The organism is Pseudomonas sp. GW821-FHT04C07, from assembly GCF_059420325.1.
This window is the reverse complement of record NZ_JBWKTM010000016.1, coordinates 136,192-161,345: the sequence shown is the minus strand read 5'-3', so window position 1 is coordinate 161,345 and position 25,154 is coordinate 136,192. Positions and strand designations below refer to the sequence as shown.

General features: G+C 59.8%; 24 protein-coding genes. 14 read left to right on the top strand and 10 right to left on the bottom strand.

The features are described from left to right. The first annotated feature begins 22 nt into the window (after nt 1-22). From AC07UI_RS25475 to AC07UI_RS25465, 3 genes are read left to right on the top strand one after another with little or no spacing between them, the layout of a single operon-like run. The gene (locus AC07UI_RS25475; protein ID WP_494995075.1) at nt 23-1,588 is read left to right on the top strand and encodes an ABC transporter ATP-binding protein; all 1,566 of its coding nucleotides are present in this window, start codon (nt 23-25) and stop codon (nt 1,586-1,588) included. A gap of 11 nt (nt 1,589-1,599) precedes the next feature. Beyond that, nucleotides 1,600-2,706: an ABC transporter permease gene (locus AC07UI_RS25470; protein ID WP_494995074.1), complete on the top strand. Its 1,107-nt coding sequence runs from the start codon at nt 1,600-1,602 to the stop codon at nt 2,704-2,706. Next, on the top strand, nt 2,706-3,632 hold the full coding sequence (locus AC07UI_RS25465; protein ID WP_494995073.1) for an ABC transporter permease: 927 nt from the start codon (nt 2,706-2,708) through the stop codon (nt 3,630-3,632). The genes AC07UI_RS25470 and AC07UI_RS25465 overlap by 1 nt, the downstream gene beginning before the upstream one ends. 117 nt (nt 3,633-3,749) lie before the next feature. On the opposite strand, the gene AC07UI_RS25460 is transcribed toward AC07UI_RS25465, so the two are convergent. Further along, nucleotides 3,750-4,193 carry a hypothetical protein gene (locus AC07UI_RS25460; RefSeq protein WP_494995072.1) on the bottom strand — a complete coding sequence of 148 codons (444 nt, stop codon included), beginning with the start codon at nt 4,191-4,193 and terminating at the stop codon, nt 3,750-3,752. An 82-nt stretch (nt 4,194-4,275) separates the two neighbouring features. On the opposite strand from AC07UI_RS25460, the gene AC07UI_RS25455 reads away from it, so the two are divergent. From AC07UI_RS25455 to AC07UI_RS25430, 6 genes are all read left to right on the top strand, one after another. Further along, a complete protein-coding gene (locus tag AC07UI_RS25455; protein WP_494995071.1) occupies nt 4,276-4,626 on the top strand; it encodes a MerR family transcriptional regulator in 351 nt (116 codons plus the stop codon). A 25-nt stretch (nt 4,627-4,651) separates the two neighbouring features. Continuing rightward, nucleotides 4,652-5,338 carry an SDR family oxidoreductase gene (locus AC07UI_RS25450; RefSeq protein WP_494995070.1) on the top strand — a complete coding sequence of 229 codons (687 nt, stop codon included), beginning with the start codon at nt 4,652-4,654 and terminating at the stop codon, nt 5,336-5,338. 143 nt (nt 5,339-5,481) lie between these two features. Continuing rightward, nucleotides 5,482-6,840: an 8-oxoguanine deaminase gene (locus AC07UI_RS25445; protein ID WP_494995069.1), complete on the top strand. Its 1,359-nt coding sequence runs from the start codon at nt 5,482-5,484 to the stop codon at nt 6,838-6,840. Between the two features lie 287 nt (nt 6,841-7,127). Next, nucleotides 7,128-8,210 carry a BMP family ABC transporter substrate-binding protein gene (locus AC07UI_RS25440; protein ID WP_494995068.1) on the top strand — a complete coding sequence of 361 codons (1,083 nt, stop codon included), beginning with the start codon at nt 7,128-7,130 and terminating at the stop codon, nt 8,208-8,210. Between the two features lie 172 nt (nt 8,211-8,382). After that, complete coding sequence (locus tag AC07UI_RS25435) at nt 8,383-9,348, top strand: 2-oxoglutarate and iron-dependent oxygenase domain-containing protein (protein WP_494995067.1); 966 nt, start codon at nt 8,383-8,385, stop codon at nt 9,346-9,348. A gap of 81 nt (nt 9,349-9,429) precedes the next feature. Further along, on the top strand, nt 9,430-10,383 hold the full coding sequence (locus AC07UI_RS25430; RefSeq protein WP_494995066.1) for an adenosine deaminase: 954 nt from the start codon (nt 9,430-9,432) through the stop codon (nt 10,381-10,383). 102 nt (nt 10,384-10,485) lie between these two features. Here AC07UI_RS25430 and AC07UI_RS25425 read toward each other — a convergent pair whose 3' ends face one another. From AC07UI_RS25425 to AC07UI_RS25415, 3 genes are all read right to left on the bottom strand, one after another. Beyond that, nucleotides 10,486-11,079, bottom strand: coding sequence for an HAD family hydrolase (locus AC07UI_RS25425; protein ID WP_494995065.1), 594 nt, complete (start codon nt 11,077-11,079; stop codon nt 10,486-10,488). Next, nucleotides 11,076-11,945, bottom strand: a complete 870-nt coding sequence (gene tesB, locus AC07UI_RS25420; RefSeq protein ID WP_494995064.1) for an acyl-CoA thioesterase II — start codon at nt 11,943-11,945, stop codon at nt 11,076-11,078. The genes AC07UI_RS25425 and tesB overlap by 4 nt, the downstream gene beginning before the upstream one ends. 106 nt (nt 11,946-12,051) lie before the next feature. Continuing rightward, nucleotides 12,052-12,621: a GNAT family N-acetyltransferase gene (locus AC07UI_RS25415; RefSeq protein ID WP_494995063.1), complete on the bottom strand. Its 570-nt coding sequence runs from the start codon at nt 12,619-12,621 to the stop codon at nt 12,052-12,054. Between the two features lie 86 nt (nt 12,622-12,707). Between AC07UI_RS25415 and AC07UI_RS25410 the strand changes: the two genes are divergently transcribed. After that, the gene (locus AC07UI_RS25410) at nt 12,708-13,628 is read left to right on the top strand and encodes a histone deacetylase family protein (RefSeq protein ID WP_494995062.1); all 921 of its coding nucleotides are present in this window, start codon (nt 12,708-12,710) and stop codon (nt 13,626-13,628) included. 189 nt (nt 13,629-13,817) lie between these two features. Then, entirely contained in the window at nt 13,818-15,071 is a 1,254-nt protein-coding gene (locus tag AC07UI_RS25405) for a TIGR03862 family flavoprotein (RefSeq protein ID WP_494995061.1), read from the top strand. A gap of 104 nt (nt 15,072-15,175) precedes the next feature. On the opposite strand, the gene rhlE1 is transcribed toward AC07UI_RS25405, so the two are convergent. Next, nucleotides 15,176-16,510, bottom strand: a complete 1,335-nt coding sequence (gene rhlE1, locus AC07UI_RS25400) for an RNA helicase RhlE1 (RefSeq protein ID WP_494995060.1) — start codon at nt 16,508-16,510, stop codon at nt 15,176-15,178. A gap of 59 nt (nt 16,511-16,569) precedes the next feature. Continuing rightward, entirely contained in the window at nt 16,570-17,460 is an 891-nt protein-coding gene (gene yedA, locus AC07UI_RS25395) for a drug/metabolite exporter YedA (protein WP_494995087.1), read from the bottom strand. Between the two features lie 181 nt (nt 17,461-17,641). Here yedA and AC07UI_RS25390 point away from each other — a divergent pair, with 181 nt between their 5' ends. Further along, nucleotides 17,642-18,103 carry an Lrp/AsnC family transcriptional regulator gene (locus tag AC07UI_RS25390; RefSeq protein WP_494995059.1) on the top strand — a complete coding sequence of 154 codons (462 nt, stop codon included), beginning with the start codon at nt 17,642-17,644 and terminating at the stop codon, nt 18,101-18,103. Between the two features lie 279 nt (nt 18,104-18,382). On the opposite strand, the gene AC07UI_RS25385 is transcribed toward AC07UI_RS25390, so the two are convergent. From AC07UI_RS25385 to AC07UI_RS25375, 3 genes are all read right to left on the bottom strand, one after another. After that, entirely contained in the window at nt 18,383-18,994 is a 612-nt protein-coding gene (locus AC07UI_RS25385) for a 3'-5' exonuclease (protein ID WP_494995058.1), read from the bottom strand. 33 nt (nt 18,995-19,027) lie between these two features. After that, a complete protein-coding gene (locus tag AC07UI_RS25380; RefSeq protein WP_494995057.1) occupies nt 19,028-19,507 on the bottom strand; it encodes a LabA-like NYN domain-containing protein in 480 nt (159 codons plus the stop codon). Nucleotides 19,508-19,645: 138 nt separating this feature from the next. After that, nucleotides 19,646-20,425, bottom strand: coding sequence for a DUF2076 domain-containing protein (locus AC07UI_RS25375; RefSeq protein WP_494995056.1), 780 nt, complete (start codon nt 20,423-20,425; stop codon nt 19,646-19,648). Nucleotides 20,426-20,602: 177 nt separating this feature from the next. On the opposite strand from AC07UI_RS25375, the gene AC07UI_RS25370 reads away from it, so the two are divergent. Continuing rightward, complete coding sequence (locus AC07UI_RS25370; protein ID WP_494995055.1) at nt 20,603-21,268, top strand: YciC family protein; 666 nt, start codon at nt 20,603-20,605, stop codon at nt 21,266-21,268. Between the two features lie 84 nt (nt 21,269-21,352). After that, nucleotides 21,353-22,432, top strand: coding sequence for an endonuclease/exonuclease/phosphatase family protein (locus tag AC07UI_RS25365; RefSeq protein WP_494995054.1), 1,080 nt, complete (start codon nt 21,353-21,355; stop codon nt 22,430-22,432). Nucleotides 22,433-22,526: 94 nt separating this feature from the next. Here AC07UI_RS25365 and hrpB read toward each other — a convergent pair whose 3' ends face one another. After that, on the bottom strand, nt 22,527-25,058 hold the full coding sequence (gene hrpB / locus AC07UI_RS25360; protein ID WP_494995053.1) for an ATP-dependent helicase HrpB: 2,532 nt from the start codon (nt 25,056-25,058) through the stop codon (nt 22,527-22,529). Nucleotides 25,059-25,154 lie beyond the last annotated feature (96 nt).

Sequence of the window (25,154 nt, the reverse complement as noted above, 5' to 3'; positions counted from 1 at the left end):
CTTCAATTGTCCCGAGCCTGTCATGCCAAATCCCGTGCCGATCCCTGATCAAACACCGCGTCTGCAATTGCGCAGAATCAGCAAACGCTATCCCGGCTGCCTGGCCAATGACGGTATCGACCTGAGTATTCAACCCGGTGAGATCCACGCCCTGCTCGGTGAAAACGGCGCCGGGAAAAGCACCCTGATGAAAATTATCTACGGCGTGACCCATGCCGACTCGGGCGAGATGATCTGGCAAGGACAACACTTGACCATGCGCAACCCGGCCCAGGCGCGCAGTCTGGGGATTGGCATGGTGTTCCAGCATTTCTCGCTGTTTGAAACCCTGAGCGTGGCGCAGAACATTGCCCTGGCCATGGGCGCTGCGGCAGGCACACCCACGCAACTGGAGCCGCGCATTCGTGAAGTCTCGCAACGTTATGGCATGGCGCTGGAGCCAGAACGGCTGGTGCACAGTTTGTCGATTGGCGAGCGTCAGCGGGTGGAGATCATTCGTTGCCTGATGCAAGACATTCGCCTGCTGATTCTCGATGAGCCGACCTCGGTCCTGACTCCGCAAGAGGCGGACGAGGTGTTCGTCACCCTGCGTCGATTGGCCGTCGAGGGCTGCAGCATTCTGTTTATCAGCCACAAGCTCGGCGAGGTTCGGGCGCTGTGTCATAAGGCCACGGTGCTGCGCGGTGGTCGAGTGGCCGGACATTGCGTTCCAGCCGAGTGCACGGATCAGCAACTGGCTCGTTTGATGGTGGGTGATGCGGCGGGGTTTATCGCTGATTATCCGAAGGTCGGCGGCCGCGAAACTTTCTTGCAGATACAAAAGCTGTCCTGGCATAACCCGGATCCGTTCGGCTGCTCACTGAGGGATATCCACCTTGAAGTGCGCAGCGGCGAAATCGTTGGGATCGCCGGTGTCGCCGGGAATGGCCAGGACGAATTGCTGGCCCTGCTCAGCGGCGAAGAATGCCTTGCACGTAATGACGCCGCGACCATCAGTTTCGCCGGGCAACCGGTCGCTCATTTACGCCCCGATGCAAGACGCGGCCTCGGCCTGGCATTTGTACCGGCAGAACGCCTCGGCCACGGGGCAGTGCCGCAATTGAGTCTGGCAGACAACGCCTTGCTGACCGCTTTTCAGCAAGGGCTGGTCAGCAATGGCCTGATTCAGCGTGGCAAAGTCCAGGCATTGGCCGAAGAGATCATCCGCCGCTTCGGGGTCAAGACACCGAATACTGAAACCTGTGCTCGCAGCCTGTCCGGCGGCAATTTGCAGAAATTCATTCTCGGCCGGGAAATCCTTCAGCAACCGAAACTGCTGATCGCGGCGCACCCGACCTGGGGCGTGGATGTGGGTGCCGCGGCGGTGATCCATCACGCGTTGATTGCCCTGCGCGATGCGGGTGCCGCGATCCTGGTGATCAGCGAAGACCTCGACGAATTGTTCCAGATCAGCGATCGACTGGCGGCACTATGCAGCGGTCGACTGTCGACGCTCAAACCGACCGCACAAACCAGCCTGATCGCAGTCGGTGGCTGGATGGCGGGGCAGTTCGACACGTCTCACCAATCCACGCCTTTGCCGGTTTAACGGAGTTTCACATGCTGCTTTCTCTCGAACCCCGTGGCCAGCAATCGCGCCTGATGCTGTGGTGCTCGCCGCTACTTGCCGCAACGTTGACCCTGGGTTGTGGCTCGCTGCTGTTTATTGCACTCGGTCACGACCCTTTGATGACCTTGCACACCTTGTTGATTGCGCCGATCAGTGACCTGTATGGCGTCTCTGAGCTGTTGGTCAAAGCCTTGCCGATTCTGCTGTGTGCGTTGGGTCTGGCGGTGGCGTATCAAGCGCGGATCTGGAACATCGGCGCCGAAGGTCAGTTGCTGCTCGGCGCTCTGGCCGGCAGTGCACTGGCAGTGAATATCATCAATGTGCAAAGTCGCTGGGCGCTGGTGTCAATCCTGATGATCGGCACGCTGGCCGGTGCTGCCTGGGCCGGGTTGACGGCATGGCTGCGCACGCGGTTCAACGCCAATGAAATCCTCACCAGCATCATGCTCAATTACATCGCCCTGAACCTGCTGCTGTTCTGCGTCCACGGGCCGCTGAAGGACCCGGCCGGCTTCAACTTCCCGGAATCGGCAATGTTCGGCGAGGCCAGCCGTTTGCCGCTGTTGCTGGAGGACGGCCGCGTGCACGCCGGGGTGTATTTCGCCCTGCTGGCGCTGGTTGCCGTTTGGGTGCTGCTGCACAAGAGCTTTGTCGGTTTTCAAATCAAGGTGCTCGGCCTGGACAAGCGCGCCGCCGGTTTCGTTGGTTTTCGCGAGAAGCGGCTGATCTGGCTCGCGCTGTTGATCAGCGGTGGATTGGCGGGGCTGGCTGGCGTTTGCGAAGTCACCGGGCCGATCGGACAACTGGTGCCGCAGGTATCGCCCGGTTATGGCTACGCGGCGATCACTGTGGCATTTCTTGGCCGACTGAATCCCATCGGCATTTTGTTTTCCAGCCTGCTGATGGCGCTGCTGTACATCGGCGGCGAGAGCGCGCAGATGAGCCTTAACCTGCCGCAGGCGATCACCCAATTGTTCCAGGGCATGATGCTGTTTTTTCTGCTCGCCAGTGATGTGCTGATTCTCTACCGCCCGCGCCTTAACCTGCGCTGGGCACGGCGCTCCTCGACCACCTCTGAACGCGTTGGAGCCCTGTGATGGATATCGATCTGCTGAGTAATATTTTCTACGCCATGGTCCGCTGCGGCACGCCGCTGCTGTTGGTGGCCTTGGGTGAACTGATCTGCGAAAAAAGCGGCGTCCTCAACCTCGGTCAGGAAGGCATGATGCTGTTCGGCGCGGTGATCGGTTTTATCGTCGCCTTGAGCACCGGTAACCTCTGGCTCGGCGTGTTGCTGGCGGTGCTCGCCGGTATGTTGCTGTCGACGCTGTTTGCCTTGGTGGCGCTGGTGTTCAACGCCAATCAGGTGGCGACCGGGCTGGCGCTGACTATCTTTGGCGTCGGCCTTTCGAGCTTTGTCGGTGCGGCCTGGGTTGGCAAGCCGCTGGCGGGTTTCGAGCCAGTGGCGATTCCTTTTCTGAGCGAGATCCCGCTGATCGGGCGGATGCTGTTTGCTCAGGATCTGTTGGTCTATCTGTCATTCGCGCTGTTTGCGCTGGTGGCTTGGGCGATTCTGAAAAGCCGCGTAGGCCTGATCGTTCAGGCCGTCGGGGAAAATCCGGACGCTGCCAGCGCCATGGGATTGCCGGTGCTTGGTGTGCGCACACTGGCGGTGCTGTTCGGTGGCGCCATGGCCGGGTTGGCCGGTGCCTATCTGTCACTGGCCTATACACCGATGTGGGCGGAGAACATGAGCGCCGGCCGTGGCTGGATTGCCCTGGCGCTAGTGGTGTTTGCCAGTTGGCGCGTATGGCGTTTGCTGCTGGGCGCTTACCTGTTCGGGCTCGCCAGCATCTTGCACCTGGTTGCCCAAGGCTTGGGGCTGGCGATCCCTTCGAACCTGCTGGCGATGCTGCCCTATGCCGCGACCATTCTGGTGTTGGTGCTGCTGTCGCGGAACGCGCTGCGAACACGCTTGTACGCACCGGTTTCGTTAGGGCAGCCGTGGCAGGCGGGGCATTAGGTTCTGCCTGGAACAGCAGGCTCTTCGTAGCAGCTGGCGAAGCCTGCGTTCGGCCGCGAAGCGGTCGTAATCCTGACGACTCGAATTTCGTCCAGAATCGCGTTATGGCCTTTACGACTACTTCGTAGCCGAACGCAGGCTGCTACGGGGGCTTCGGTCATCTGCGAGATGCTTGACCGGCAACAACTGTGCAACGCCCCACGCCAGTTCGAAGAACAGGAAAACCGCCAGCAATGAGCTGGCGCCGTGGGCCAGGGCATAGATCTGCCACGTTGCGAACAAAAACCGTCCAGCTGCGTCATAGCGGCCGAACGCTTGCTGCGGATCACGAATCCGTAACACCGACCAGACGCAAACGATCGAGCCCAACAGATTGGCCATCAGCATGTGCATCGGTTCGAACGGCGGCAGTTCACCAGGTAGATTGAATGTCCGGGAAAGACTCAGCATCAACCCGTGTAGCGCCATAAAACTCCAGGGGGTGACGAAAGCGACGGTCACGAGCAAGTCGTACCAGCCGCTCGCACGAACCAGTTGACGGTATTGGCTTGCAGTCCACATTGAGGCGTCTCCATTTATTCAGGGAGCACGCAGGCTAAAGCCTGGAGTATGCTCCAGGGTCAAGCCTCAAAGAGTCTTCAAGATGCGTATCGGTGAATTAGCCCAGGCCAGCGCCGTCAGCCGCGACACCCTGCGCTTTTACGAGCAACGGGGATTGATCGCCGCCCAACGCAGCGCCAACGGTTACCGCGACTATCCGGCCGAGATGGTGCAACTGGTGCTCTACATCAAGACCGCCCAACGCCTGGGCTTCAGCCTCGGCGAAATCGGTAGTAGTGTGGCCTCGCTGTGGCAGGCCAAAGACCCTGACAGCGCCGTGACCCGGTTGCTGCAAGACAAACTGAGCCTGATCGAAACCCGCATCGCCGAACTCGGAGAGCTACGCCAGGAGTTACAACTACGGCTCAGTCAGAGTTGCCCATTAAGACCGTGATCCTCTTTTCCAAAGGAACCCGTTTATGAACGCTGCAAAAAACGCATTAATCATCGGCGCCTCCCGTGGTTTGGGCCTCGGTCTGGTACAACGCTTGCTGGCCGACGGCTGGCAAGTCACCGCCACCGTGCGCAATCTGCAGAAAGCCGAGGCCTTGCAGGCATTGGGTAACGTCCGGATCGAGCAACTGGACATGGATGATCAGCAAGCCGTCATCGCCCTGAGCCAACGGCTGAAGGGCCAGGTGTTCGACTTGCTGTTCGTCAACGCCGGCGTCAAAGGACCGGATGATCAGACCCCAGGCAATGCAACCCTCGCCGAGGTTGGACAGTTGTTCTTCACCAACGCCGTGGCCCCGATCAATCTGGCTCAGCGCTTCATCGGCCAGATTCGCCCGGACAGCGGTGTGCTGGCGTTCATGAGTTCGGTACTCGGCAGCGTGACCATGCCCGATGCGCCGGAACTGGCGCTGTACAAGGCCAGCAAAGCCGCCTTGAACTCCATGACCAACAGCTTCGTCACTCAGTTGGGCGAGCAGAAAATGACTGTACTGTCGTTGCATCCGGGCTGGGTGAAAACCGATATGGGCGGTGAAGGTGCGGACATCGATGTCGAGACCAGCACCCGTGGGTTGATCGAGCAGGTGAATACTTACGCGGGTAAAGGCGGGCATCATTTTGTGAACTACAGAGGCGAGACAATTCCCTGGTAATTCATCGGTAGATCAGCGGCCCTATGTAGCCGACCAAATATGTGAGTAAACTCTGCACTTCGCCCTCCCCGGCGACCCTGGATCAGCAGACAGGGCAACACTGAGCTGGCGAACCTGAACCCATTTTTCAGAGGAGCCGGCCAATGCCTGCGACCCGTATCTGGTTAAAAAACCCCCTGGCCATTTTCACTGCCAACGCGCTCGATGCCCGTGGCGGCCTGGTGCTGCAAGACGGTTTGATCGTCGAAGTGCTCGGTATAGGGCAACAACCGGCCACTGCCTGTGGACAAGTCTTCGATGCTCGCGAGCATGTGATCCTTCCCGGGCTGATCAACACCCATCACCACTTCTATCAAACCCTGACCCGCGCCTGGGCGCCGGTGGTCAATCAGCCGTTGTTCCCCTGGTTGAAAACCCTCTATCCGGTCTGGGCTCGCCTGACCCCGGAAAAGTTGGCGCTGGCGACAAAAGTCGCTTTGGCCGAGTTGCTGCTGTCTGGCTGTACAACGGCGGCCGATCACCATTACCTGTTTCCCGAAGGTCTGGAAAACGCCATTGATGTGCAAGTCCAGAGCGTTCGCGAACTGGGCATGCGCGCGATGCTTACCCGTGGCTCGATGAGCCTGGGTGAAGCCGACGGCGGGTTGCCGCCGCAACAGACTGTGCAGCAGGGTGAAGTGATTCTCGCCGATAGCCAGCGGCTGATTGCCGAGTACCACGAACGCGGCGACGGCGCGCAAATCCAGATTGCTCTGGCACCCTGCTCGCCATTTTCCGTCACGCCGCAAATCATGTCGGCCAGCGCGGAACTGGCCAACGCACTCGACGTGCGCCTGCACACTCACCTTGCCGAAACCCTCGACGAAGAAGACTTCTGCCTGCAGCGCTTCGGCCTGCGCACCGTGGATTATCTGGACAGCGTCGGCTGGCTCGGACCGCGCACCTGGCTGGCCCATGGCATTCATTTCAACCCTGATGAAATCGCCCGTCTGGGCGCGGCCGGTACCGGCATCTGCCATTGCCCTAGCTCCAATATGCGCCTGGCTTCAGGCATTTGCCCGACGCTGGACTTGATCGCAGCAGGTGCGCCGCTGGGTTTGGGTGTGGATGGCTCGGCCTCAAACGATGCATCGAACATGATCCTCGAGACCCGCCAGGCGTTGTACCTGCAACGCCTGCGCTACGGCGCGGAAAAGATCACCCCCGAGTTAGTGCTCGGCTGGGCCACACGCGGTTCGGCGCAACTGCTCGGGCGCACCGATATCGGTGAACTGGCGGTGGGCAGGCAGGCGGATCTGGCGTTGTTCAAACTCGATGAGCTGCGCTTCTCCGGCAGCCATGACCCGCTGTCGGCGCTATTGCTGTGCGGCGCGGACAGGGCGGATCGGGTGATGATTGGCGGTAAATGGCGGGTGATCGATGGGCAGGTTGAAGGGCTTGATTTGAAGGGGTTGATTGCCGACCACAGTCAGGCGGCCAGGCAGTTGATTAGCGGCGTTTGATCAATCTTATCGCGGGCAAGCCTCGCTCCTACGGGTACATGCGATCCGTAGGAGCAAGGCTTGCCCGAGATGCTTTCAAAGCCCTGGCGCACCAGTGGCAGGCATGAGCTTGCAGGGGTGCACTGCCTTGGTTCTTGCTGTGTTCATACACTCCCCTTCACCGGTCAGCCCGCTCCCACAGGAATGCGCTATCCGGCATTTTGTTGTCTTGTTGGTCAGCTATTTGCATTGAGCTGCTCAAGCCTTTGAGCCCAGCCAACCCTCACAACAAAATGGAGTTCGAATTCATGCATGCACGTCCGTTGAAGAAGCTGCTGTGCGCCGTTGCAGCGGCCATTGGCCTGAGCGCCAGCCTGGCTGCCAGTGCGACTGATCCGTTGAAAGTCGGCTTCGTCTATATCGGTCCGATTGGTGACCATGGCTGGACTTATCAGCATGAACAAGGCCGTAAGGCGTTAGTGGAAAAATTCGGCGATCAGGTCACCACCAACTTCGTCGAGAACGTGGCCGAAGGCGCGGATGCCGAGCGAGTGATCCGCAATATGGCCAAGGACAAGTACGACATGATTTTCACCACATCCTTCGGCTACATGAACCCGACACTGAAGGTCGCCAGACAATTTCCCAACGTGACCTTCGAACATGCCACCGGCTACAAGCAGGACAAGAACCTCGGCACCTACCTGGCGCGCACTTACGAGGGGCGGTATGTCGGCGGCTTCCTCGCGGCAAAAATGACCAAGAGCAGAAAAATCGGCTACGTCGCCTCCTTCCCGATTCCGGAGGTCATCCGCGACATCAACGCCATCCAACTGGCTCTGAACAAATACAACCCGGGCACCGAGATCAAAGTGGTGTGGGTCAACTCCTGGTTCGATCCGGGCAAAGAGGCTGACGCCGCCAACGCCCTGATCGATCAGGGCGTGGACGTCGTGTTCCAGCACACCGACAGCCCGGCACCGATTCAGGCGGCCGAGCGTCGTGGCGTGTATGCGGTGGGCTATGCCTCGGACATGGCGCACTTCGGGCCCAAAGCGGTGCTGACCTCCATCGTCAACAACTGGGGGCCACACTATGTTCAGGCGACCCAAAGCGTGATCGACCATCGCTGGAAATCCCAGGACTATTGGGGCGGTTTGAAAGAAGGCACGGTTGAACTACCAATCAGTGATGTGGTGCCGGCCGAGGTGAAGGCTGAAGCCGAGCAGATCATCAGCCAAATCAAGAGCGGTGAATTTCACCCCTTCACCGGGCCGATCAAGGATCAGGCCGGCGTAGAGAAACTGGCGGCAGGTGTGACTGCCAGCAATGCCGAGCTGGCGTCGATGAACTATTACGTCGAAGGCATGAAGGCGGATATGCCGAAGTAATCCCTCAAACCAAACACACCTCCCCTGTGGGAGCAGCCGGTCGACGCTCGATTGCTCGCGATGAGTCCATAACATTCAGCATTTATGTTGACTGTCAGTCCGCTATCGCGAGCAATCGAGCGTCGACCGGCTGCTCCCACAATGGATCTTCGGTGCTATTCAGGACCGCAACATGAACCAACTTCCGATCATAGACATCGGCCCGCTCTACAGCGATGAGCAAACCGCTTGGCAAGAGGTCGCCGACCAGATCGACCGCGCCTGCCGTGAATGGGGCTTCTTCTATATCAAGGGCCACCCGATCACCGCGACACGCATCGGCCAATTGCTCGATTGCGCCAAACAGTTCTTCGCCTTGCCGGTCGTTGAGAAGCTCAAGATCGATATCACCCAGACCCGCCACCATCGCGGCTATGGCGCCATCGCCACCGAGCAACTCGACCCGAACAAACCCAGAGACCTGAAAGAAACCTTCGACATGGGTTTGCACCTGCCGGCCGATCACCCGCAAGTGCTGGCGGAGAAACCCTTGCGCGGCCCCAATCGGCATCCCGACCTGCCGGGCTGGGAAAGCCTGATGGAACAGCACTACATCGATATGCAAGGCCTCGCCCAAACCTTGCTACGGGCCATGGCCCTGGCGCTGGGGATCGAGCGCGACTTCTTCGATCAGCGTTTCGTCGAGCCGGTCAGCGTGTTGCGGATGATTCACTACCCGCCACGTCACACCGCCAGTTGCGAAGCGCAACAGGGCGCAGGCGCCCACACCGATTACGGCTGCATCACTCTGCTCTATCAGGACGCCGCCGGTGGCTTGCAGGTACGCAACGTCCACGGCGAATGGATCGATGCCCCGCCGATCGAGGGTACTTTCGTGGTCAACCTCGGCGACATGATGGCGCACTGGAGCAACGACCGTTATCTCTCGACGCCGCACCGGGTCATCAGCCCTTGGGGAGTTGATCGCTATTCCATGCCGTTCTTTGCCGAACCGCATCCTGATACGCGCATCGAATGCCTGCCCGGTTGCCAGGACAGTCAAAACCCGGCGAAATACCCGACCACCACCTGCGCCGAATTCCTGCTGTCGCGCTTTGCCGACACCTACGCTTATCGGCGAGAACGGAAAGCTGTGTGATGAACCGATTGGTCAGGTTTTGCCATATATTTGAGCGTCGACCTGTAGAATGCCACCATTGCACCTGATGAGAATTCGATAATGTACGACTGGCTGAACGCCCTGCCCAAGGCAGAACTGCACCTGCACCTGGAGGGCTCGCTGGAGCCCGAGCTGCTGTTCGCCCTGGCCGAACGCAACAAGATCGCCCTGCCGTGGGACGACGTCGAAACCCTGCGCAAGGCTTACGCCTTCAACAACCTGCAAGAGTTTCTCGACCTCTATTACCAGGGTGCTGATGTACTGCGCACGTCTCAGGACTTCTATGACCTGACCTGGGCTTACCTGTTGCGCTGCAAGGCGCAGAACGTGATTCACACCGAACCGTTCTTCGACCCGCAAACCCACACCGACCGTGGTGTGCCGTTCGAAGTGGTGCTCAACGGTATCGCCAGCGCGCTGAAAGATGGCGAGCACCAGCTGGGCATCACCAGCGGGCTGATCCTCAGTTTCCTGCGTCATTTGAGCGAAGAAGAAGCCGAGAAAACCCTTGATCAGGCGTTGCCATTCCGCGATGCGTTTATCGCCGTCGGCCTCGACAGTTCAGAGATGGGCCACCCGCCGAGCAAGTTCCAGCGCGTGTTTGATCGTGCCCGCAACGAAGGCTTCCTGACCGTCGCCCATGCCGGTGAAGAAGGCCCGCCCGAGTACATCTGGGAAGCCATCGACCTGCTGAAAATTCAGCGTATCGACCATGGTGTGCGCGCCATCGAAGATGAACGTCTGATGCAGCGGATTATCGACGAGCAGATTCCGCTGACCGTCTGCCCATTGTCCAACACCAAGCTTTGCGTGTTCGACGACATGTCAAAGCACAACATCCTCGACATGCTTGAGCGTGGCGTCAAGGTCACGGTGAACTCGGATGATCCGGCGTATTTCGGCGGTTACGTCACCGAGAACTTCCACGCGCTGTACACCCATCTTGGTATGACACAGGACCAGGCAAAGCGCCTGGCCCAGAACAGTCTGGATGCGCGACTGGTCAAGCCGTAATACCTCTATCGCGTCCCCCCTGCTCCTACAAGGGCCATGTCGAACCATACCATTGTGATCGACACCAAACCTGTAGGAGCGAGGCTTGCCCGCGATTGGGCCTCAAACGGACAACATTTGCCGCAACGCCACACAATCCTGCGCATGCCAATCCGTCAATTCCGGCCACGGATTATCCGGCAAGTTAACCAACACCGTCCGTGCTCCAGCCGCCCGACCGCAATCCAGGTCAAAGCGATAATCTCCGACCATCACCAACTCGCTCGGCGCCACATCCCAGGCTTGCGCCAGTTTCAGCAAACCACCCGGATGAGGTTTTGGCGGGGCTTCATCGCGGCCCAGCACATCCTCCACCGCGAAGCAGTCCGCCAGGCCGATTGCCTCCAGGGTCACGTGGGCCAGCTCACGGGCGTTGCGGGTCAGGATGCCGAGACGATAGCCGCGCCCCGCCAGTTCCCGCACCAACTCCACCGCGCCGGGCGCAGGCCTGGAGCCCAGCGCCAGATCCCGTTCGTGTTCGAGCAACCAGGCATGTTTGGCCGCGCACTCATCAGCAGGTAGCGCGGCGAGGTGGGTCAGAATGTCGCTTTGAGCGGGAATCGCCAGCGCCTCGCGGATCGCCACGAAGTCATGCACGGCAATTGTCAGCGTGCCGTCCATGTCGAACACCCAGTACCGCACCTCGGAGAGACTCATGCCCAATCCTTGCGGTGACGAATCAAGCCTTCCTGAGTGACCGACGCCACCAGTTGCCCGGCACGATTGAACACACTGCCCCGGGAAAAACCACGAGAATTTCCGGCCCATGGACTGTCCATCGCGTACAGCAGCCAATCATCGGCGCGCAGGTCGCCGTGGAACCACAGCGCATGGTCGAGGCTGGCGACTTGCATGTCCTTTTGCCAGACCGACTTGCCGTGGGGCAGCATGGCAGTGGTCAGCAAACCGAAGTCCGACGCATAAGCCAGCAGGTATTTGTGCAGCGCCGGCGAGTCGGCCAAGGTGCCGTCAGCCCGAAACCACACGTATTTGATCGGGTCGCCGGGTTGCGGGTTGTAGGGGTCTTTTTCCGTCACCGGGCGCACTTCGATCGGCTTGGGGCACAGCAGCTTTTCACGCATGTGTTCCGGAATCAGGTGCGCGCTCTGCTGGGTGATCTCCAGTTCCGACGGCAGATTTTCCGGGCCGACCACTTGCGGCATCTGCTGCTGGTGCTCGAAACCTTCTTCGTCGTACTGGAACGACGCGCTGCAGGTGAAGATCGGATTGCCCTTCTGGATCGCCGTGACACGACGGGTACTGAAACTGCCGCCATCGCGCACTCGATCAACCTGATAAACCACCGGCAAACCGGCATCGCCAGGGCGCAGAAAATAACCATGCATCGAATGCACATGGCGCGCTTCTTCTACGGTCTGGCTGGCCGCCGACAACGATTGGCCGAGTACCTGACCGCCGAACAACTGGCGGAAACCCAGATCCTGGCTACGACCGCGAAAAAGGTTTTCTTCGATCGGTTCCAGGGTCAACAGGTCGACCAGATCATCCAGTACATGGCTCATTCAGACTCTCCTCACAAAGAGCAATGCCGCGCAGTCTTGGCTGCAGCGGTCGATTCAGTTTTTGGCCCGAGCCAACTAGGGACACATTGTAAACGTCCGGGCAGGCTTATCCATGCAAGGTTTCCAACCATTGTTCACGGCTGATGCGGTACAGCACATGGTGGCGCAATGGATCATCGCTGCCGAGCTTCGGATGCTCGAAATCGGCCACCGGGTCGTGTTGCATGCCGATCGCCTGCATGACTTTCTGCGACAGCTGATTGGCAGCGGTGGTAAATGCCACGACTTCCTTCAGCGCCAACCGGTCAAAGCCGCAACGCAGAACGGTCCAGGCCGCTTCGCTGGCATACCCCAACCCCCAATGCTCGCGGGCCAGACGCCAGCTGATTTCGGTCGCCGGGGTAAACGGTGCATCGAACCCCACCACGCCGAGCCCGGTAAAACCGATAAACACCCCGGTGTCCTTACGCTCCAGCGCCCACAGGCCGAAGCCATATTCGGCAAAATGGCCGCGTATTCGCCCAATCAATGCCGCGCTTTGCAGACGACTCAAGGGCGCCGGAAAATAACGCATGACCTGAGGATCGGCACACATGACCGCAAATTCCGGCAAATCCTCATCGCGCCACTGACGCAACAGCAGCCGCGCGCTCTCAAGTTCCAGTATCGGCTCCATCATGCCCCTCCGTTTCCATGCCGCAAGTCTACATCGCTGGTAGGATCCTTCATTTATTCCTACATGCCTTCCTAGATGAATCTGCCATGTCCCTGCCGCTGATCTACCACGAAGACTACAGCCCCGAATTTCCGGCGGAACATCGCTTCCCCATGGACAAGTTTCGCCTGCTGCGCGATCACCTGGTGGACAGCGGTCTGACCCGCGATCCCGAGCTGTTGCGCCCGCAACTGTGCCCGCCGGACATTCTCGCCCTGGCTCATGACCCCGGGTATATCGAACGCTATATGGGCGGCGAGTTGTCCCGCGAAGACCAGCGGCGCCTCGGCCTGCCCTGGAGCGAAGCACTGGCCCGACGCACCGTGCGTGCGGTCGGCGGCTCGCTGCTGGCCGCCGAGCAAGCGCTGGAACACGGGCTGGCCTGCCATTTGGCCGGCGGCACCCATCACGCCCATTACGATCATCCGGCGGGATTCTGTATTTTTAATGACCTGGCGGTAATCAGCCGCTATCTGCTGGAAAGCGGTCGGGTGGGGCGAGTATTAATTTTTGATTGCGACGTGCATCAAGGCGACGGGACTGCACGCATTCTGGAAGACACGCCGGACGCAGTAACCGTTTCCCTGCATTGCGAAAAGAATTTTCCGGCGCGTAAAGCCCAAAGCGATTGGGATATTGCACTGCCGATGGGCATGGGCGATGCGGACTATCTCAACGTGGTCGACGATGCGTTGAGCTATCTGCTGCCGCTCTACAAGCCGGACCTGGTGCTGTATGACGCCGGGGTGGATGTGCATAAAGATGACGCTCTGGGCTACCTCAAGCTGACCGACCAAGGCGTCGCCGCTCGTGATGAAAGCGTGATGCGTCACTGCCTGGGGCGGGACATCCCGGTGGTCGGGGTGATTGGCGGTGGTTACAGCAAGGACCGTAAAGCCTTGGCGCGACGCCATGGCATTCTTCATCACAGCGCGCAGCGAGTCTGGGAGTCATCAGGTTGTCACTGAGTTGTGGATGCTTTACCCACAATGCCTGTGGAACTGCCTGTGGATAACCTGAGTGAAAGGACCTACAGGCCACAGACTGTATAGCCTTCAGAGCACTGTGCGTTTTTTAATCAGCTAAAAGCTTCGCGGGCGTACCTCGATTGTGCTGATAGAATGCCCGGCTTATTCCGCCGAACCGCAGCTCAAACCATGACCCAATCCTCCGCCAACCTCCTGCCTCACGTCACCATCATCGGCGGCGGCCCTGCCGGTTTGATGGCGGCCGAAGTACTGAGCCAGGCTGGAATCAAGGTCGAGTTGTACGACGGCATGCCCTCCGTGGGTCGCAAGTTTCTGCTGGCCGGCGTCGGCGGCATGAACATCACGCATTCCGAAGCCTACCCGGCGTTTCTCTCGCGCTATGCCGAGCGGGCACCACAAATCGCCCCACTGCTGCGTGCATTCGGCGCCGAAGCGCTGTGCCAATGGATTCATGAATTGGGGATCGAAACTTTTGTCGGCAGTTCCGGCCGAGTGTTTCCAACCGACATGAAGGCCGCGCCCCTGCTGCGTGCCTGGCTTAAACGCCTGCGCGACACGGGCGTAGTTATCCACACCCGTCACCGCTGGCTCGGCTGGAATAACGACGCCAGCCTGCGAATCGACAGCCCGGAAGGTGAAAAAGCCCTGCAAACCGATGCCCTGCTGCTGGCCCTTGGCGGTGCCAGTTGGGCGCGCCTGGGGTCGGACGGCGCCTGGTTACCTCTGCTGGAACAGCGCGGCATCAGCCTTGCACCGCTGCAACCCAGCAATTGCGGTTTCGAAGTAACCGCCTGGAGTGACCTGATGCGCAGCAAGTTCGCTGGCGCACCGCTGAAGAACATCGCTATTGGCCTGAATGACGACGTGCCGCGTCTGGGCGAATGCGTGATTACCGCCACTGGCATCGAGGGCAGTTTGATCTATGCCCTGTCTGCACCGATCCGCCAAGCCATCACTCAAAGCGGCTCGGCGACCATTCACCTGGACCTGTTGCCGGGAAAAACCCTCGACAAGATTCAAACAGCGCTGACCAAGCCTCGTGGTTCACGCTCGATGGCCAAACACCTGCACAGTCAACTCGGCATCGACGGCGTGAAAGCCGCCTTGCTGCGCGAACTAACGCCCGCTGAATGCTTCGCTGATCCGGTGCAGCTGGCCAAAGCAATAAAGGTCCTGCCCCTGACATTGGTGAAAACCCGCCCTCTGGACGAAGCCATCAGCAGCGCTGGTGGCGTGCCGTTCGAAGCGATGAATGAAAGCCTGATGCTCAAGCAACTGCCCGGCGTGTTTTGTGCCGGAGAGATGCTCGATTGGGAGGCGCCGACGGGCGGCTATCTGCTCACCGCCTGCTTTGCCAGTGGCCGAGCGGCGGGGTTGGGGATGCTGGAGTGGTTACAAGCGCACCGCGGAAAGCTTCTGTAGCAGCTGGCGAAGCCAGCGTTCGAGCACGCAGCGGTCGTGAAATGCCTGACCGTGATTTTTTTGATCGTTCCCACGCGTGGGAACGATCTCGGGTTCAGTCGGGCTTAAGGCTTACGCTTGCGCGGTCCGGTGTTGAACACCGGCACCTTACGCACAGGCTTGATCGCCGGTGCTTCAGCCGCCACTTCACCGCTGTCCACCCACTTGCCCAGGTTACGCTTGCCGCCACCGGAGACTTTGGGCTTCTTCGGCTTTTTCGGTTTCTTGATAACCTGGCCGCTGGCATCGGTGTCCGGCACACGGTGCTCGGGTTCGAAGTCCTGCTCTTCATGACGAGTCAACGTCTGACGGGTCAACATTTCGATAGCCGACAGCAAATTCACTTCATCAGCGCAAACCAGCGAAATCGCCTCGCCGGTAGCGCCCGCACGACCGGTACGGCCGATACGGTGGATGTAATCCTCAGCAACGATCGGCAGGTCGAAGTTCACCACCAGCGGCAAGTCTTCGATATCCAGACCACGGGCTGCCACGTCGGTGGCTACCAGAATCTGAATCTCGCTGGCCTTGAACCGGTCCAGCGCACGCTGGCGAGTAGCCTGGGGTTTGTCGCCATGAATACCGTCGGCATTCACGCCCAGGCCCTGGAGTTTTTCCACCAGTTGGTCGACGCCGTTGCGGGTCTTGGCGAACACCAGCACCTGCTTCCAGCGATTTTTGCGCAACAAGTGGCTGAACAGTTCCGGCTTGCGCTTCTTGTCCACCGTCACCACCCATTGCTTGACGGTGTTGGCGGCGACGTTGCGCGGGCTGACTTCGATGCTCAGCGGATCATTGAGCATTTGCCCGGCCAGCAGGCGGATCGCATCGGAGAAGGTCGCGGAGAACAACAGTGTCTGACGTTTCTTCGGTAAGGCTTTGTAAATGTCCCGCAGCTCTTCGGAAAATCCAAGGTCGAGCATACGGTCGGCTTCATCGAGGACCAGGGTTTGCAGCTGGTTGAACTTGAGCGCGTTCTGCCGATACAGGTCGAGCAAGCGGCCCGGGGTCGCTACCAACAGGTCAACACCCTTGCGCAGCTTCATCATCTGCGGGTTGATGCTGACACCGCCGTACACCGCATAGGTGCTCAACGGCAGGTGTTCGGCGTATTGGCGAACACTCTCGTGAACCTGTTCGGCAAGCTCGCGGGTCGGCACCAGAATCAGCGCGCGCACTGAGTTACTGCTGACCTTCGGCCCTTCCATGGCCAGCAACTGCAACAGCGGCACGGCAAAACCGGCGGTCTTGCCGGTGCCGGTCTGGGCCGCGGCCATCAAGTCGCGACCGGCCAGCACCGCAGGGATGGCTTGCACCTGAACCGGCGTCGGGGTCTGGTAACCGAGCGTCTCAAGGGCGCGCAGCAAGGGTTCGATCAGGCCAAGAGTGGCGAAAGTCATGGGGGGTACCGTAGGGAAATGTCAGCGCATGTGTGCAATGCGCCGCAGTTTACCCTAAATCAAGCCGGTTTCTGCCTGCGCCACTGCGGCAAGCCAATCAACACTACAGCACTGATGATCACCGCCATCGCCAGGGACTCTGCGATGCCGATGCTTTCGCCGGCAAAGACGATCCCCAGCAGCACCGCCACCGCCGGGTTGACATAGGCGTAGCTGGTCGCAGCCGCCGGGCGGACGTTTTTCAGCAGGTACATATAGGCGTTGAAGGCGATGATCGAGCCGAAGCCAATCAAATAGGCCAAAGCAACCCAGCCCTCGACAGGCGGCAAGCTGTCCAGATGCTCACCGCTCAGCGCGCTGCCGATCAACAGCACCACGCCGCCCACCAACATTTCTGCAGCGCTGGCCATCGCCCCTTGTGGCAGCGGCAAGTGTTTGCTCCAGACCGAGCCGAAAGCCCAGGCCGCTGCCGCAGACACCAGCAACACCGCGCCCAACGGGCTCGACTGCAAGTTGGAGCCGAGGTTGAGCATGGCAATGCCAACCAGTCCGAGCACGATCCCGGCCCACTCCAGACGGGTGTTGCGCGCGCCCCAGAAGTAGCCGCAAAGCAAGGTGAACAGCGGCACCGTCGCCACCGCCAACGCCGCGACCCCGGAGGCCACACCGATATGTTCGGCAACACTCACCGCGCCGTTACCCACACTCAGCAGCAAGATGCCGATCATCCCCGCCGCCCGCCATTGCGACCAGGTCGGCGCCGGTACTCCGCGCCAGCGCAGGAAGCCGTACATCAAGGTCCCGGCGATGATAAAACGAATCCCGCCGAGCATCAGCGGTGGCCAATATTGCACACCGATTCGAATCACCAGATAAGTCGATCCCCAAATCACATACAACGCGAAAAAGGCACCCACCAGCTGTAACGGAAAACGCCGTGGGCCAGGCACGGAAAGCTCGATGGCAGACATGGAACGCTCGAAGACTGGATAAGGGGAGCGCTATTTTAGAAAGCTATCGGGCGGAATTTAAGTTACAAAACCTTTTTATAGCGCCCGTACACTTTTCAAAACATGGAGATCACAGCTATAAACCGTGCTTTCGAAAGTTATGCATTTCAGGAGCCGAATGATGGATAAATACGACCGCATGCTCCTCAGTGCACTCCTGGAAAACGGCCGGGCCTCGTATGCGGAACTGGCGCGCAAGGTCAACCTATCCGCGCCGGCTGTGGCCGAGCGCGTGGCAAAACTGGAAACCAGTGGGGTGATTACCGGCTACCAGGCAAAGGTCGACATGACCAAGGTCGGCCTGCCGATCCAGTGCGTCATCGAACTACGACTGAGCCGCCACGGCAGCCAGAAATCCTACGATGAACTGATCAAAATCCCGCAACTGACCGAATGCCACCGAGTCACCGGCGACCCCTGCGTCATCATGCAGGCCGCCGTCGGCTCAATGCCGGAACTCGAAGAACTGATCAACCGCATCGCCCAGTTCGGGTTCAGCAAAACCTCGATCGTGCTCTCCAGCGCGATAGAAAAGCGTGTGCCGCTGGGGCAGTTGGAGAGTAATGGCAAGAATGGTGGGTGAATGCTCTACCGTCTGCCGCAAAGAGCATAGGTATCTACACATTTCTTGATGCTTGGCAGGGCGTAGCAGCTGTCGAGTAGAACGAGGCTGTGTCCGGCTGCGAAGCAGCCGTAAAACCCTGCACCTCGGTGTTTCAGATAAACCGCGCGCGCAGGTTTTACGAGGACTCCGCCCCCGGACGCTGCCTCGTTCTACTCGACAGCTGCTACGGGAGTTCTAACCTTTAGAGATATGTAGATACCTATGCCGTGAAGAGGCCGGCAGGATCAACGCTGAACTTTAAAACCCGCGATGGCGCTTGAGATGCTCATTGATCTTCGCCGCAGGGACTTTCTGCAAGCTGCACAGCAGATCATGAGACAACTCCCGCAAGCCATGTCGCTGACGAAGTTCCCGGGCCAGATGCGCGGTGAGGTTCGCGGCCATTTCGGCGTCGGCCATGGCTCGGTGAGCCTGGCCGGTGTGGGGCAGTTTGGCGAACGTGGTGAGGGTGCCGAGTTTGTGATTGGGTGCGGCCGGCATCAGGCGCCGGGCGAGTAACAGGGAGCAGGCAAAGTTCTGCAACCGTGTACGTTTGATTCGCCCCAGCTCGTAGTCCCAGAACTTCTGGTCGAACGCGGCATTGTGGGCCAACAGCGGTGTCGTACCGACGAATTCGTTGACTTCGTTCATCACCTGTTCGGCAGACGGTGCAGTGCGCAGCATGGCATTGCTGATGCCGGTCAGGCTTTCGATGAAGGCCGGGACCCGCACGCCGGCGTTCATCAGGCTTTGGTAACGCTCGACGATGCGTCCTTGCTCAAGAATCACCACGGCAATTTCCGTAGCCCGGCAGGTGCTGCTCGGGGAGATCCCGGTGGTTTCAAAGTCGATGACCGCTATCCGTTCCAAACCTGTTCCAACTCCGTCAAAAAGTAATCAATCTCAGTTTTTAAGCAGCAACGCGCCTTCGATCGGCACGTAGCGGCTGGCGGCGCGTATCAATGAGTTGGCAGTCAAGCCAGGGACGCCGTAGGCGACGGCTTCAACACCGTGTTTATTGATGATGCGTTCAAGCAGCATGTCGAAATCACCATCGCCGGACGCCAACACCACTTCGTCGACATGAGAGGCGGCGTCCATGATATCGATGGTGATGCCCACGTCCCAGTCGCCCTTGGCCGAGCCATCGCTGCGCTGGATGTAGGGTTTGAGTTTTACGGTGAAACCAATGTTGCGCAGGATCTGCTGGAACTGCTGTTGCTTGCTGTCGCCACGATCGATGGCGTAGGCGTAGGCCTCGACGATCTGCCCGCGCTGGCTGATATCAGCCCACAGGGCGGCGTAGTTGAAGTGGCAGCCGTAAGCCTGGCGCACGGTGTAGTAGAGGTTCTGGACATCGGCGAACACAGCGATTTTTTTCACCGTAAATCCTCATGGCGCAGACGCGCGCAGGCAATTGATCAAGTACAAGACCTGAAAAGTCGCCCAGTATGCCAGCCAGAAGGAAATTTCCGCGAATAATCGGTCTGGGGCGCTATAGCGCCCCGGACGAATGGTGCATCAGACGAAGGAATCGTCGTCGTCGAAGAACGATGAGCTGTCATCGCTGTAGTCGGCGTCGGTAAACCCGCCTTGGTCATTGCCATAGGAATCGTTACTGACCATACGTTGGTCGTCGTTGTCATTGCTTTTGTCATTGACCTGCGCAGGTTCTTCCTTGATGACTTCGACAATTTCCTGCGGCTGCTGATTGCTGTGGAACAGGCTGCTGATACCTTGCGCAAGCATCACACCACCGGCCACACCGGCCGCGGTTTTCAAGGCGCCGCCCAGGAAGCTGCTGCCGGCTGCGGCCGGAGCCTGTTGCTGTGGTGGCGCGTAGTTCTGTTGCGGGGCACCGAAATTTTGCTGTGGCGCAACACCCGGCTGAGTATTGAACGAAGGCCGCGCCGGCTCACGCCAGCCACCGCCAGTCGAGGCCGGAGCGCTTGGGGCCGGTTGCGAATCACGGGAACCGCCACCGAAGATGCTCGACAGGAAACCGCCGCCACCGCTGCTTGGTGCCGGAGCAGGCGCCGCTGCCTGGGATCTGGCTTGCTGCAGTTCAGCTTGCAGCTGCTGGTTTTGCTGAGTGAGCTGTTTGTTCTGTTCGTCGAGGCTTTTGATCGCCGCCTCTTGCACCAGAATCGCCTGGGTCATGAAATACCCCGCCGCAGGCTGGCGAGCCAGGTGCTCCTTGATCCGCGCCTCGGCCAGGGCATCGCGCGGGGCTGAATCCGTTTCGGCTTGCTGCAGCCGTGAAAACAGTCCATCGATCAGGGTTTGTTCTTCGCTGTTCATGGCGACCTCGTTAGATTGCCGGAAAAATCGTTGCCCTTTCCGTTGTGGAGAAGGTGCACACCAGTAATGGGGTTATTACGGGCCGTTTCAATGGCCTTTACCTAACGTTTACGTTTGCTCGCAGGGGCGCTGCATCGGTTAAAGTGTCGAACTGCTTTTTACCTGCGATATCGACCCATGAATCCGTTAGAAGTGCTCCGCGACTCTTTGTATTTCTTTAAGCGCAACCTGGGCCGGATTATTCCGCTGTGCCTGCCGTTGGTGGTGCTTGAGGCACTGATCCAGCAACTGGTCGATAACGCCCAGGGCCCGGATGCTTTCCCCGGTTATAGCGTGATCGTCGGGCTGTTGATCTATCCACTGTACACCGCTGCGCTGATTCTTTTTCTGGATGCGCGCAGCCGTGGCGAATCGCCACGAACCCGTGATCTGCTGGCGATGTCTGCCAGCCTGTGGCCCAGGTTCGCGTTGCTGACAGCGATCAATACACTGCTGATCCTGCTTGGCCTGTCGCTGTATTTCCTGCCAGGTTTGTGGCTGATGGTGACACTGGCCTTTGCCGAGTACCTGTTGGTCCTGCGAGGCCTGCAACCGCTGGCGGCCATCAAGGAGAGCTTTCGCCTGACCCGCGGGCACTTCCTGCGCATCCTGGTCTGCATTCTGTGTGTGATGGGCCCGCTGTGGCTACTCAAGGGCGCAAGCCTTGCGGTTTACCCCGAACCACAAAACCCGGTACTGGCACTGTTGATCGAAAGCGCCCACAGTTTTCTGCAACTCTTTACCAGCGTGGTGCTGTTTCGCCTGTTCATGTTGATCAGCGAAGCCACCGACAAGAATCGATAAAACGCTCTGACAGGCCTGGTCTTGGGGTCTGACCTGCTCTCGGGTATGCTCGGGCTTAATCCTGCAACGCTATAAGCCGAGCCGATGACCCGTCTACTGCGTTATACCCTGCTGGGCCTGCTGCTGATCGCCGGCCTTTTGTCAGCGCTGATCTACAGTTTGACCTGGCGCCCGGACGCCAAGGAGCAAATACCCGTCAGTTGCAGCGCCCAGGCACCGACCCTGGTGCCCGGCCAGGCGCTCAAGGTGATGACCTGGAACGTCCAGTACCTCGCGGGAAAACGCTATGTATTCTGGAACGACCTGGCCCATGGCGACGACGAAACCCCCACAGCCGAAGATATGGCCTTCAGCCTCGATGAAGTCGCACGAGTGATTCGCGATGAGCAGCCGGATATCGTCCTGCTGCAAGAACTGGATGACGGCGCCAAAGCCAGCGATTATCAAGACCAGCTAAAACTGCTCCGCGAGCGTCTGACCGACCTTTACCCGTGCAGCACTCATGCCTTCGACTGGAAGGCTGACTTCGTTCCCGAGCCGCACATTTTCGGCAGTGTCGGCCGACAACTGGCGACATTGAGCCGCTATCGGATCGCAGACGCCGAACGCCTGCAATTACCGCAAGCACCGGCCAATCTCATCAGTAGTCAATTCCAGCCGAAAAACGCGCTGCTGGTGAGTTATCTGCCGCTGAGCGACGGTGGGCAAATGGCAGTACTCAATACCCACCTGGACCGACCGGCTCAGCCTGACGACACGCCGCAACAGCAAGTGATGGAGACCGCCAGAGTGCTCGACACATTCGAACGTCAGGGTACGCCGTGGTTGATCGGCGGCGATTTCAACCTGTTGCCGCTGGGCCAGTATCAGCGCCTCGATCCCCAGCAGCGCGCGCCCTACTCCGTCGACAGCGCGCTGCATGTGCTCTGGGACAAATACCCGATGATCCCTGCCAACAACGAAGCCGGTGGCATCGACCGCGAGCAATGGCTGACCCACTACCCCAATGACCCGGCCCTCAGCGGCCCGGACCGGACCGTCGACTACCTGTTTTATAGCCCGCGGATCAAACGGGTTGAGGCTCAGGTGAGGCAGGACGACACGCTGCGTATATCTGATCATCTGCCGGTGATTGCACGGTTTCTGCTGCCTGCGGCACCGTAGGTCAAAAGCTTCGCGGCTAATAGAAGCGGACGCGGAGCGTCCAGTGTGCATTCCCACGCAGAGCGTGGGAACGATCGCCAATAGGCTCGCCGACTTACTTACGCGGCTTGATCCGCGCTGTCGCCTCGGCCACCAGCGGGTCATCCGGCCAGTAGTGTTTCGGGTAACGCCCCTTCAGATCCTTCTTCACTTCGGCGTAGGTGCTGCGCCAGAAATTCGCCAGATCCTGCGTCACCTGCACTGGCCGCCTGGCCGGTGACAACAGGTGCAGTTTGACCACCTGCCGGCCGCCAGCGATGCGCGGGGTTTCAGCCAACCCGAACAGCTCTTGCAAGCGCACCGCCAGAATCGGCGGCTGCTCACTGTAGTCCAGTCGAACCGAGGATCCGGAAGGTACCGTCAAATGGTGCGGCGCCAGTTCATCCAGGCGTTGAGGCAATGGCCACGGCAGCAGGTTATGGACAATGCTGGCCAGTTCCAGATTGGCGAAGTGACTGAGTCGCGACACCCGCCCCAGATACGGCAACAGCCAATGCTCCAGGCCTGCCAGCAGCGCCGCATCGCTGACATCCGGCCATTCGCTGTGCCCCAGGCTGCTCAGATCCAGCTGACGCAACAACGCCACCCGAGCCTGCCACTGGCGCAACTCCGGCGTCCACGGCAGCAACTCGAGCCCTTTACGTCGCACCAGATTGACCAGCGCCTGGCTGCGTGCCGCTTCATCCAGCCCGGTCAACGGCTCTCGACTGAGTATCAGCTCACCAACCTTGCGCTGCCGCTCGGCTCGTAGCACGCCTTCGCGCTCGTCCCAATCAAGCTGATCGACGTTGCGCACTTGTTCAGCCAGCACCGAATCAAACAGCGCCGGATCGAAATCCGCAGCCAGATAAATCCGCTCTTCACGCTGCCCCTGACGGCTGCCCAAATCAGCAATCACCAACCAGGGTTGTTTCATCAAGCTATCGGCCTCGGCGAACAGCGCGGCGCGACCGTTGGCCAGGCGATACTCCGCTCCACCGGCACGCCGCTGCTGTGCGACGCGATCCGGATAGGCCAGGGCCAGCAGCGCACCCAGCCAGCGCGGATGATCTGGATCGCTGACCGGCTGCAGTGCCTTGCCTCGCAGATAGCCGCGGTACTGCCGCGCCAGTTGCCGGGCCCGCTGAACGCCACCTTGAGCACCGCGAGCCGCTCGCTCTTCGCCCGACAACAGCACCAGCCGGCTGTGCAGATCCGCGCCGGCGCCGCGCAGAATGTCCCGCTCGCCCAGCAGCGCGGCGACGTCGCAGGCCATGTCCGCCAACCCCAGCGCCTGCCCGCGCAACAACAAATGTGCAATGCGCGGATGCGCCGGCAGTTCGGCCATCGCCTGCCCATGACGGGTCAGTTTCCAGTCATCTGCGGTCTTGCCCTCCAGCGCGCCCAATCGCTCAAGTAAATCCTGAGCCTGTGCATAAGCCGCCGTCGGTGGCACATCGAGCCAGACCAATTGCCCGGGTGTTACGCCCCAGCGACCCAGTTGCAAGGCCAGGCCGGCGAGGTCGGCTGAAAGAATCTCTGCACTGGCATAAGCCGCCAATTGTTCATGCTGGTCTTGCGACCACAGGCGATAACACACGCCCGGCTCCAGACGCCCCGCTCGCCCGGCACGTTGTGTAGCGCTGGCGCGGGAGATCCGTTGAGTATCGAGGCGAGTCATGCCGCTGCCCGGATCAAAACGCGGTACCCGCGCCAACCCGGCATCGATCACCACCCGCACACCATCGATAGTCAGACTGGTCTCGGCGATGTTGGTGGCCAGCACCACTTTGCGCTTGTCGGCGGGTGCCGGCTCAATGGCAGCGCGCTGTGCCGCCAGGTCCAGTTCGCCGTGCAGCGGGCAAAGCAATACCTCAGTGCGCTCACCCAACGCATCAGCCAGCTGCTGATGCACCCGACGAATCTCCGCTTGTCCCGGCAGAAAAACCAGGAGACTGCCGCTTTCGTCGTTCAAGGCCTCGAGGATGGTCTGCACCAAGCGCGGCTCGATGAATTCTCCCGGCTGAAACGCCCGGCCCCAACGTATCGTCACCGGGTACATGCGCCCTTCGCTGCGCAAAATCGGTGCGTCATCCAGCAACCCCGCCAGACGTTCGCCTTCGAGGGTCGCCGACATCAAGAGAATCTTCAGCGGCTGATCGTCACGAAACAGATCGCGGCCATTGAGGCTCAATGCCAGCGCCAGATCAGCGTCGAGGCTGCGCTCGTGGAATTCGTCAAAGATCAGCAATCCGACGCCATCCAGCGCCGGATCATCTTGCAAACGCCGGGTGAGAATCCCCTCGGTGACCACTTCGATGCGGGTGTTCGGCCCTACTTTGCTGTCGAGGCGAATGCGATAGCCCACGGTTTCACCGACCTTTTCCCCCAGCTCACTGGCCAGCCTCTCGGCTGCGGCCCGTGCAGCGAGTCGACGCGGTTCAAGCATCAAGATGGTTTGGCCGGCCAACCATGGCTCATTCAATAAAGCCAAGGGCACGCGGGTGGTTTTACCAGCGCCGGGCGGTGCTTCGAGCACGGCTTCGTGGCGTGTCGCCAAGGCTTCACGCAGCGCAGGTAAAACTTCATCAATCGGCAAAGAAATCATGCTGGCTCCAAAACAGAGGCACGAGTATAACGGCGAACTGCCTGGCGTTAATCACGGTCTGAACTGATACCAGCGACGCTCTTTCATCGTTTCGTT

Coding starts and splice junctions, on each gene's coding strand:
- AC07UI_RS25475 (WP_494995075.1), top strand. CDS start 23: ATGCCAAATCCCGTGCCGATCCCTGATCAAACACCGCGTCTGCAATTG.
- AC07UI_RS25470 (WP_494995074.1), top strand. CDS start 1,600: ATGCTGCTTTCTCTCGAACCCCGTGGCCAGCAATCGCGCCTGATGCTG.
- AC07UI_RS25465 (WP_494995073.1), top strand. CDS start 2,706: ATGGATATCGATCTGCTGAGTAATATTTTCTACGCCATGGTCCGCTGC.
- AC07UI_RS25460 (WP_494995072.1), bottom strand. CDS start 4,193: ATGTGGACTGCAAGCCAATACCGTCAACTGGTTCGTGCGAGCGGCTGG.
- AC07UI_RS25455 (WP_494995071.1), top strand. CDS start 4,276: ATGCGTATCGGTGAATTAGCCCAGGCCAGCGCCGTCAGCCGCGACACC.
- AC07UI_RS25450 (WP_494995070.1), top strand. CDS start 4,652: ATGAACGCTGCAAAAAACGCATTAATCATCGGCGCCTCCCGTGGTTTG.
- AC07UI_RS25445 (WP_494995069.1), top strand. CDS start 5,482: ATGCCTGCGACCCGTATCTGGTTAAAAAACCCCCTGGCCATTTTCACT.
- AC07UI_RS25440 (WP_494995068.1), top strand. CDS start 7,128: ATGCATGCACGTCCGTTGAAGAAGCTGCTGTGCGCCGTTGCAGCGGCC.
- AC07UI_RS25435 (WP_494995067.1), top strand. CDS start 8,383: ATGAACCAACTTCCGATCATAGACATCGGCCCGCTCTACAGCGATGAG.
- AC07UI_RS25430 (WP_494995066.1), top strand. CDS start 9,430: ATGTACGACTGGCTGAACGCCCTGCCCAAGGCAGAACTGCACCTGCAC.
- AC07UI_RS25425 (WP_494995065.1), bottom strand. CDS start 11,079: ATGAGTCTCTCCGAGGTGCGGTACTGGGTGTTCGACATGGACGGCACG.
- tesB (WP_494995064.1), bottom strand. CDS start 11,945: ATGAGCCATGTACTGGATGATCTGGTCGACCTGTTGACCCTGGAACCG.
- AC07UI_RS25415 (WP_494995063.1), bottom strand. CDS start 12,621: ATGGAGCCGATACTGGAACTTGAGAGCGCGCGGCTGCTGTTGCGTCAG.
- AC07UI_RS25410 (WP_494995062.1), top strand. CDS start 12,708: ATGTCCCTGCCGCTGATCTACCACGAAGACTACAGCCCCGAATTTCCG.
- AC07UI_RS25405 (WP_494995061.1), top strand. CDS start 13,818: ATGACCCAATCCTCCGCCAACCTCCTGCCTCACGTCACCATCATCGGC.
- rhlE1 (WP_494995060.1), bottom strand. CDS start 16,510: ATGACTTTCGCCACTCTTGGCCTGATCGAACCCTTGCTGCGCGCCCTT.
- AC07UI_RS25390 (WP_494995059.1), top strand. CDS start 17,642: ATGGATAAATACGACCGCATGCTCCTCAGTGCACTCCTGGAAAACGGC.
- AC07UI_RS25375 (WP_494995056.1), bottom strand. CDS start 20,425: ATGAACAGCGAAGAACAAACCCTGATCGATGGACTGTTTTCACGGCTG.
- AC07UI_RS25370 (WP_494995055.1), top strand. CDS start 20,603: ATGAATCCGTTAGAAGTGCTCCGCGACTCTTTGTATTTCTTTAAGCGC.
- AC07UI_RS25365 (WP_494995054.1), top strand. CDS start 21,353: ATGACCCGTCTACTGCGTTATACCCTGCTGGGCCTGCTGCTGATCGCC.
- hrpB (WP_494995053.1), bottom strand. CDS start 25,058: ATGATTTCTTTGCCGATTGATGAAGTTTTACCTGCGCTGCGTGAAGCC.